Raw genomic sequence first — 7,963 nt, forward strand, 5'->3', positions numbered from 1 at the left:
TACGCCCCGCCTCGCGTACGGCGCCAGGCGTTCGTCCGCCGTACGGCGCGCCGTCATGCAACGTCCTCCGAGCAGTACCCGCCGCACGCTGTCCTTGGGGCCCCGTCGCCGACTCTCACCCGCGGAGGTCGACCTCTCATGGCAGAACTCAATCGCCGTCGGTTCCTGCAACTTGCCGGTGGCGCCACCGCGCTCACCACGCTGTCGGACAGCGTCGCGCGGGCGGCCGCCATCCCCGCCCAGGGCGCCAGCGGCACCCTCCAGGACGTCGAGCACATCGTCATCCTGATGCAGGAGAACCGTTCCTTCGATCATTACTTCGGCACGATGAAGGGCGTACGCGGCTTCGGCGATCCGCGTCCCGTCACGCTGCCCAGTGGAAGGCCCGTCTGGCACCAGGCGGACGGTTCGAAGGTCACACTGCCGTTCCGTCCCCCGGGCAAGGACCTGGGCATGGAGTTCCTCCAGGGCCTCAACCACGACTGGGCGGGTGGACAGCAGGCATTCAACGCAGGCAGGTACGACCAGTGGGTACCCGCCAAGACCGCCACCACCATGACGTACCTGACCCGCGAGGACATTCCCTTCCACTACGCGCTCGCCGACGCGTTCACCCTGTGCGACGCCTACCACTGCTCCTTCATCGGCTCGACCGACCCGAACCGCTACTACCTGTGGACGGGCCACACCGGCAACGACGGCACAGGCGGCGGCCCCGTCCTCGACAACGCCGAGGCCGGATACGGATGGACCACTTATCCCGAGCGCCTGGAGGCCGCAGGGATCTCCTGGAAGGTCTACCAGGACGTCGGCGACGGACTCGACGCCGCGGGGTCCTGGGGGTGGATCGGCGACGCCTACCGTGGCAACTACGGCGACAACTCACTGCTGTACTTCAACGCGTACCGCAACGCGCGGCCCGGCAGCCCGCTGCACGACAAGGCACGCACCGGCACCGACGCCAAGCACGGCGACGGACTCTTCGACGTCCTACGGGCGGACGTGCGGGCCGGCCGCCTCCCCCAGGTTTCCTGGGTGGCCGCCCCCGAGGCCTTCTCCGAGCACTCCAATTGGCCTTCCAACTACGGCGCCTGGTACATCGCGCAGGTCCTCGACGCGTTGACGTCCAACCCCGAGGTGTGGGCCCGTACCGCACTGTTCATCACCTACGACGAGAACGACGGCTTCTTCGACCACGTGGTACCCCCGTACGCGCCGTCCGGGGCCGCTCAAGGCCTGTCCACCACCCCTACCGCGCAGGACTACTTCCCCGGCAAGGCGGGGTTCGTCGCGGGGCCCTACGGCCTCGGCCCCCGTGTGCCGATGCTCGTCGTCTCGCCCTGGAGCACCGGTGGCTACACCTGCTCCGAGACCTTCGACCACACCTCGGTCATCCGCTTCATCGAGCGCCGCTTCGGGGTGCAGGAGCCCCACGTCTCGCCTTGGCGGAGAGCGGTCTGCGGGGACCTGACCTCAGCCTTCGACTTCACGCGGACGAAGACGGCGCCGGCGGCGCTCCCCCCGACCGCCGGCTACTACCCGCCGGACCGCGACCGCCACCCCGACTTCAGGCCCGCCGCCCCGGCCGTCGGCACCATGCCCCGTCAGGAACGGGGCAGCAGGCCGACCCGACCACTCAGGTACGCGCCGTACGTGGACGGCTCCGCGGACACGGACACCGGCAGGTACCGGCTCACCTTCAGCGGCGGGCCGGACGCGGGCGCCCATTTCTACGTCACGTCGACGAACCGTACCGACGCGCCGTGGACCTACACGGCGGAGGCTGGGAGTTCGATCGCCGACAGCTGGAACACGAGGTACTCCAAGGGCGTCACCGACCTGACCGTGCACGGCCCGAACGGTTTCCTGCGCCGCTTCCGCAACCCCGGGAAGACGGCCGGCCCCGAGGTGACGGCACGCCACAGCGCGGCCACCGGAAACCTGGACCTGACACTGACGAACACGGGTACGGCCGAGGCTCACCTGACCATCGTCAACGCCTACACCGGAACGACGCGGACCCTGGCGGTCCGACGGGGCTCCACCGTCACGCACTGCGTAGCCCTGAGCGCCTGCCGCAACTGGTACGACGTCACGGTCACCTGCACCTCCACGGCCGACTTCCTGCGTCGCTTCGCGGGCCACGTCGAGACCGGCGCCCCGGGGCTTTCGGATCCCGGGATCCACACCGATTGACGCGCCGTGCACCCAGCCCCGCCCCACGTGGTGCGGGACGGCGCGCACCGGGCGCCGAACACCCGTTCCGCCGTCGTCGCACGTTCGCCCGAGGAATCTTGCACACTGGTGTCTCGTGAGGAACAGGAGCAGCAAAGGTGATCCGCCCTTCGTGGACGACGGGGCCGGAAGCGAGGAAGACGAGCGCCCGCGCCCGGGTCTGGTGCTGCTCTCCGCCCTCCTGGTCCCGGCCGTGGGCGCAGCGGGCGGCTCCGTCGGCTCCCTGTTGGGCGCAGCGCGGTCGGCCGGTGCCTGGATCGTCCTCGCTTCGGTCGCCGCGGCCTTCGCGGCCGTCTTCGTCCTGATGTCCCTCGCGGTCATCTGGGCCCTCGACGAGGTCTCGGGGTTGCTGGACCGGTACCGCGCGTCATGGACGCGCTCGGACGGCGCCGAATAGCCGTCGTCGCAACGGCGGACGGAGTTCCGTGGCGCTGGCGGCGACAGCTCTGTACGTCCCCGGTGGAACGCCATCCCGCCGCCCACGGGCCCGGGATGCCGCCGGCGTGCGGATCCGGGAGCCCCGCAGGAGGAAGACCGGGCGGACCGTCCCGTACCACGCTGCAGGACGGCCCGCGACGAGCACGGCGACGCTGGGACACCGATCCCTCGCCCACCCGGTGGACGAGCGCACCGGTGGCGGCGGAACGGCCGACAATCCCGCCGCGCGGCTCCTGTGCCGTCGACGTCAACGGTTCGCCGGGTAGCCCGTCGACGACGCTCAGTGCGAGGAGCGCGGGGCGGGCAGCGTAGCCGTCCGCCCCGCCTCCCCGAGGGTTCCCGGGCAGCCGACCGGGAGCGGCTCCGTGCCGGGCCTTCTCACATCTCGCGGTCCACGAGGAAGGCCAGCAGGGCACGGAGTTCGGCAACCGGACGCGGCGCCAAGGCCACCGTGTCCAGGCAGGCGTGCACGGCTGCCATGTGGTGCCGTGCTTCCTGCAGCGCGGCGGCCCGGCCACCCGCTTCCTCGACCAGCCCCGCTGCGCGGCTCGCCGCGGACTCGTCGAGAACGTCCGTGGAGGGCAGCAGTTCGGCGAGAGCCCGGGCCGCCGCACGTTCGGGGGTGCTGGCCGAGCCGTGCGCCAGGGCGCTGAGCGCGGCCAACACGGGGAAGGTCTTCTTCCCCCGGAGCAGATCGCCGTGAACCGGCTTGCCCGTCACACCGGGGGTGCCCCAGATGCCGAGCATGTCGTCCACCACCTGGAACGCCACTCCGGCGTGCCGCCCGGCCCGCTCGAGGGCGGTCACCGTTTCCCCGTCCGCTCCGGCGAGTACGGCGCCCAGTGCTGCGGCGCAGCCCAGCAGGGCACCCGTCTTGTGCTCGGCCATCGCCCGGTACTCGTCGGGCCCCACGCGCTCCGGCCCCGTCCAAGGTCGGGACTCGAACAGCAGGTCGTCGGCCTGCCCGCGTACGAGATCGGTCAGCGCCGCGGCCAGGTGGCGCACGGACGCCGGGCGGTGGGCTGCGTCCGTACCGGCCAGGGTTTCCACGGCCAGCGCGAACAGTGCGTCTCCGGCGAGTACGGCGGGGCCCGTTCCGTAGGCTTTCCAGACCGTGGGGCGACGGCGTCGCGTCGCATCGCCGTCCATGATGTCGTCGTGCATGAGCGAGAAGGTGTGTACGAGTTCCACCGCGACCGCGCCGGGGACTCCCGCCCCGCCCGAAGCACCGGCCGCCTCCGCGCTCAACACGGCCATCGCCTGCCGTACGCCCTTGCCCGCGCTTCCCACGGCGGGCGCACCACCGACCTCACACCAGCCGAGGGAGTACGCGGCCATCTCGGCGGGCCACGGGTGCAGCCGCTCGACCGCCGTGGCGAGAGCGGGCCGTACCAACTCCCGGCAGCGCCGTAGGATGCCGGGCACCGGTGCGGCACCCGTCTGATCGGGTGCGGTCTCCCGTGTCGGCACCGTCATGCTCCGTGCTCCGCTTCTTCCCGCGCCCTCGTGACGGGACGCACACCGGTGCCGCCGGGCGTCGCCGGGACACTGGTACTGGAACGCGCGCGAACGTCGTCGCCGTCGTGGGCGGGGGTGCCCGCCTCGGCCGTCGCGTCCGCCGCCGCAGTGAACTCCTCCTGTGCCCGGGCCACCATCTCCCGGGCATGCCGCAACCCGATGCGCTCCAGGACGTCGGCGAGTTCGGCGAGTTCGGCGGCAGTTCTGCCGGGTTCCCGTCCCAGGTGGGCGAGGGTCTTGACCAACCCGAGCCGGGCCAGTGCCGCTCCCCGGGGCTCGCTCATCGCCCGGAATTCCTCCAGTGCCTGCTGGTAGACCTCCCGGGCCTCCTCGTAACGTCCGGCGCGGTACAGGACGTTGCCGCGCATCTTGTGGTTGTAGGCGAGGGCGCTTGTCAGGTTCATTTCCCGGCAGGCGGCTTCGGCTTCGGCGAGGAGGGCGAGGGCCTGGGCGTCGTCCCCGTCGCGCACGGAGAGGACGTCCGCCAGCCCGCGCAGCGCCCAGGCGTGCCCGCGACGGTCGTCCGCACGGCCGGCTATGTCCGCGGCTTCCTCGAACATCGCGTAGGCGGTGTCGTAGGAACCGGTGTTGCGGTGCATCTGGGCTATGCCTTCCAGTGCCCAGACCGTGTGCCTCGCCTCCCCGCGTTTCCTGGCTTCGGCGAGCAGCCGCTCGTGCAGTTCTCCGACGGCTGCGTAGTCGCCCTGGATCCGCCCCGTCTCCGCGAGCCCGGCGAGGGAGTAACCCCGCACGACGACGTCTCCACCGCGTTCACCCAACTCCGCCGCCAGGCCCAACAGCCGCCAGGCCAGGGCGAGTGCACCCCGCTGCCGTGCCAGCGTGCCGCCACTCCACAGCGCCCACGCCATCGTCGCGGTGTCCCCGGCCGCACGGGCGGCCCGGTAGCTCGCCTTCCACGCCCGATCTGCCTCGGCCACGTGCCCGAGCCTGCGGTGCGCCTCGGCGACTGCGAGTCCCGAACGCGCCACCTCGCCCAGTTCACCGGCGCGTTCCGCCGCGTGCAACTGCTCGGTTCCCGCGGCGAGTACGTCGACCAGCGAAGAGTTCACGGACAGTGTGGTCAGCGCGCCCTGGTACTCCGGGGCGAATGCCTTGCCGTACATGGTGCCTTTCTGGCTCTGCCGAACAGACAATTATACACTCTGTGTATACACATTGTGCATAGTTGATCGGATTTCCCAACCGGACCTCGTGGTCTCCCACGGTCCCCCCGGTCCCGCCGCAATGCTTGTCGTCGATCAAGACGCCAATTCGATCAAGGGGGTTGCCCCGCGCGCCTTCACCGTCCCGCGCCACCAGCCCGCGGGACCGGCCGCCCGGCGCGTCGGGGGGCAACCACCGCCCGCCCCAGCGGCACACCTCACCAAGCGGTGGCGGCACGCACGTACACCCCGCAGGAGGTGCCGCATCCCGACCACCTCCCACCAACTGCCCGGCAGCGGAAGCGCGTCGACCCTGCCCGGGCCACCTCACGCCGAACAGCGTGAAGACGACGGCCACTTGCCCCTGCGCGGGTCCCGCCCCGGGGGTTCCCGAGGAGCCCGATCACACCGCACCGCCCGGCGCCCCGGCGGACGCCGGGCACCCGCGCCGGACACGAACGACCGGCCGGTGCCCTTTCGCGAAAGCGTGGCAACCGGCCGGTCTCTGTGCGGAACCTCTACATGGGGTCGATGTCCCCGCTGCCCATCGTGCGCTGCTGCTGCTCGCTCTGTTCAACGAGCTTGCGGGCCCTCTCCTTCAGCCGCTGACGCTCCTCCGGGTCGGTGGCGCGATCCGCGGCCTGCTCGAGTTCCTGCGCCTTCTGGCGCATCTGCCGGGCACGGCCTCCAGACTCACCTGCAACGCTCATGATCACTCCTTCAGTGATGGGTAGAGCGGGCCACACCAGAGAAACAGCGCGGTCGGACCGACGCATCTCGAACGGTCACGCACCGCTATCCGCGCAGCAAGCGGCCGTTCAAGCGATCAGGGGCCTTGTACGGAACGTGACGGAGTTGACATCAACGGCCCGCGGTGCCGGGCCCGGGGCGCGATCGAATGGCGACGGGGCCGGCGGACGAAAGGGCATGACGCCGCCCAGGCCTCTCGTCGCCCGGGCCGGGAGCCCGGACGAACCGTTCCTCGCCCTCGACCGAGGAGGTGGGGCGGTTTTTCTCCGGTCGGGCGCACCACGGAGGATCCGCACGCAGCGGCGGCCGGCTGCCGGGCTCGCTCCGCCGGTCCTGGCACGGCACAGTGCCACTCCCGGTTCCCGCAGACCACGAGTCCGACCGGGCCGCTCCCCCACCCCGCAGGACCGCGGGATCGGGTCGCGCGACAACACAGCGCCGATGAAGGGTGCGTGACCCGCCGACACGTGCGTGGCGACGGAGCGACGTCAGCTGTACCCGTACGGACGGGGGGTGTTGAAGTTGATGGCCCGTTCGAGTTCCTGCTTCGCCTGCTCTGCCGTTCTCCGCACTTCGGCTGGCACGTCCCCGCGCTCTTCGATGAGCGTGGCGTAGATGGGGGCTTCTGTACGGTCCGCGGGGCTCACGGTGGCAAGGTCCTTCCATCGAACTGCATTCGACATCCCGGCGGCAGCCGGCAGCGGAAGACGAGTGTACGGACTGCGGCACGTCGGTGAACGCCCCGTCCCGCGAACCGGACGGGACTGAACGACTGTGAAAGCATTCGACCGGATTCGAGGTCGATGTTCGGAACAATCCCCTTCCACTCCGCGGTGGCACCGGGCGATGCGCCCTGGGGAACCGAGCGCGGTCCGTCAGCCCGCTTCACCGGCGACGGCGTTTGCCGGCGCGCCCCGGGTGGTCCGGGTCGTCCTCGGCGGTCGGTAGATCGCGGTGGCCGTCGGTCCACGGGTTCGTCCAGCCGCACACGCCACAGGCGTACCGACCGTCCAGACCAGACAGCCTGGTGCCGCACCGGCGACAGTCCGTCTCGGTGATCTGGGGACCTATCGGCCCGTCCGCTTCGACCAGCGGCCGGAGCTCTTCAACCTGTGGGGGCCATTCACGGCTTCGACGACTCACCCGTCGCACGCTACCCGGGTCGACGGGGGTGCGGCACCCGACGACCAGCCGCACTGGTTCGAACGGATCCACCGGCCGTCCGGGCCCTGGATCGCCCCGGCGCCATAGTTCCTGCCTTGCGTGACACCATCTCGTTCGCCATCGCCTCGCGCTCCTCCGGCACCCACGGCGGCAGGCACGCCGCCCCGGCGGACGTCCACCGGACCCTGCCCCCGTACCGCCGTGCGCACACCCAGGGGTTCGACCGCGGCTGGCCCGCCGATCCGGGGCACCCCACCACCGGCCCACCGAGAGGTCGGGGCAGCTTCGGAAGACCCTGGATCCTCCGCACTTCAGGTGCGGTGGGTTTCTGTCGATGTCCCGGGTGTCGCGGGAACCGCGCTTTTCGTCCCGCACCCCGCCGCGCGCCCCTGACCACTCCGTACCGGAAGTCGACCTTCACGAACGGAGTACAACAAAACCGCACGTCAGAGCGACACCACTACTGCATGTACGGAAAAAGCGGAATCTCGACTGTTACAGAAGACCCGCCCCCTGGACGCCCCACACCAAGGGTGCGCAGCCCACACGCGCGAGGAGCCCGCAACCGCTTGTCGTTGACCGCTCAACGGGTCGATGTAACCGACAGCGACCCTCCGACGACACTCCCACCCGATAGATGACCGATACAGGAGACAGTTACCGAGATGTCCGCATTCTGTAATGCCGATGGATTC

At 70.7% G+C, this 7,963-nt stretch carries 6 protein-coding genes; 2 read left to right on the forward strand and 4 right to left on the reverse strand.

The features are described from left to right. The first annotated feature begins 138 nt into the window (after positions 1–138). Positions 139–2,196: a phosphocholine-specific phospholipase C gene (locus ACFXOM_RS34320; RefSeq protein ID WP_384949132.1), complete on the forward strand. Its 2,058-nt coding sequence runs from the start codon at positions 139–141 to the stop codon at positions 2,194–2,196. Between the two features lie 151 nt (positions 2,197–2,347). Then, positions 2,348–2,632 (forward strand): hypothetical protein, encoded by a 285-nt coding sequence (locus ACFXOM_RS34325; protein WP_384949129.1) that lies wholly within the window; start codon positions 2,348–2,350, stop codon positions 2,630–2,632. 419 nt (positions 2,633–3,051) lie between these two features. On the opposite strand, the gene ACFXOM_RS34330 is transcribed toward ACFXOM_RS34325, so the two are convergent. The 4 genes from ACFXOM_RS34330 to ACFXOM_RS34345 all read right to left on the reverse strand — a co-directional run bounded on the left by ACFXOM_RS34330 (position 3,052) and on the right by ACFXOM_RS34345 (position 6,751). Continuing rightward, the gene (locus tag ACFXOM_RS34330; RefSeq protein ID WP_384949127.1) at positions 3,052–4,149 is read right to left on the reverse strand and encodes a polyprenyl synthetase family protein; all 1,098 of its coding nucleotides are present in this window, start codon (positions 4,147–4,149) and stop codon (positions 3,052–3,054) included. Continuing rightward, positions 4,146–5,315: a tetratricopeptide repeat protein gene (locus ACFXOM_RS34335; RefSeq protein ID WP_384949124.1), complete on the reverse strand. Its 1,170-nt coding sequence runs from the start codon at positions 5,313–5,315 to the stop codon at positions 4,146–4,148. The genes ACFXOM_RS34330 and ACFXOM_RS34335 overlap by 4 nt, the downstream gene beginning before the upstream one ends. A 557-nt stretch (positions 5,316–5,872) precedes the next feature. Continuing rightward, positions 5,873–6,064 carry a DUF6381 family protein gene (locus tag ACFXOM_RS34340; RefSeq protein ID WP_384936586.1) on the reverse strand — a complete coding sequence of 64 codons (192 nt, stop codon included), beginning with the start codon at positions 6,062–6,064 and terminating at the stop codon, positions 5,873–5,875. A 528-nt stretch (positions 6,065–6,592) separates the two neighbouring features. Then, positions 6,593–6,751 carry a hypothetical protein gene (locus ACFXOM_RS34345; protein ID WP_384936588.1) on the reverse strand — a complete coding sequence of 53 codons (159 nt, stop codon included), beginning with the start codon at positions 6,749–6,751 and terminating at the stop codon, positions 6,593–6,595. Positions 6,752–7,963 lie beyond the last annotated feature (1,212 nt).

This window comes from Streptomyces sp. NPDC059169, from assembly GCF_042755225.1.
Classification (GTDB): Bacteria; Actinomycetota; Actinomycetes; order Streptomycetales; family Streptomycetaceae; genus Streptomyces.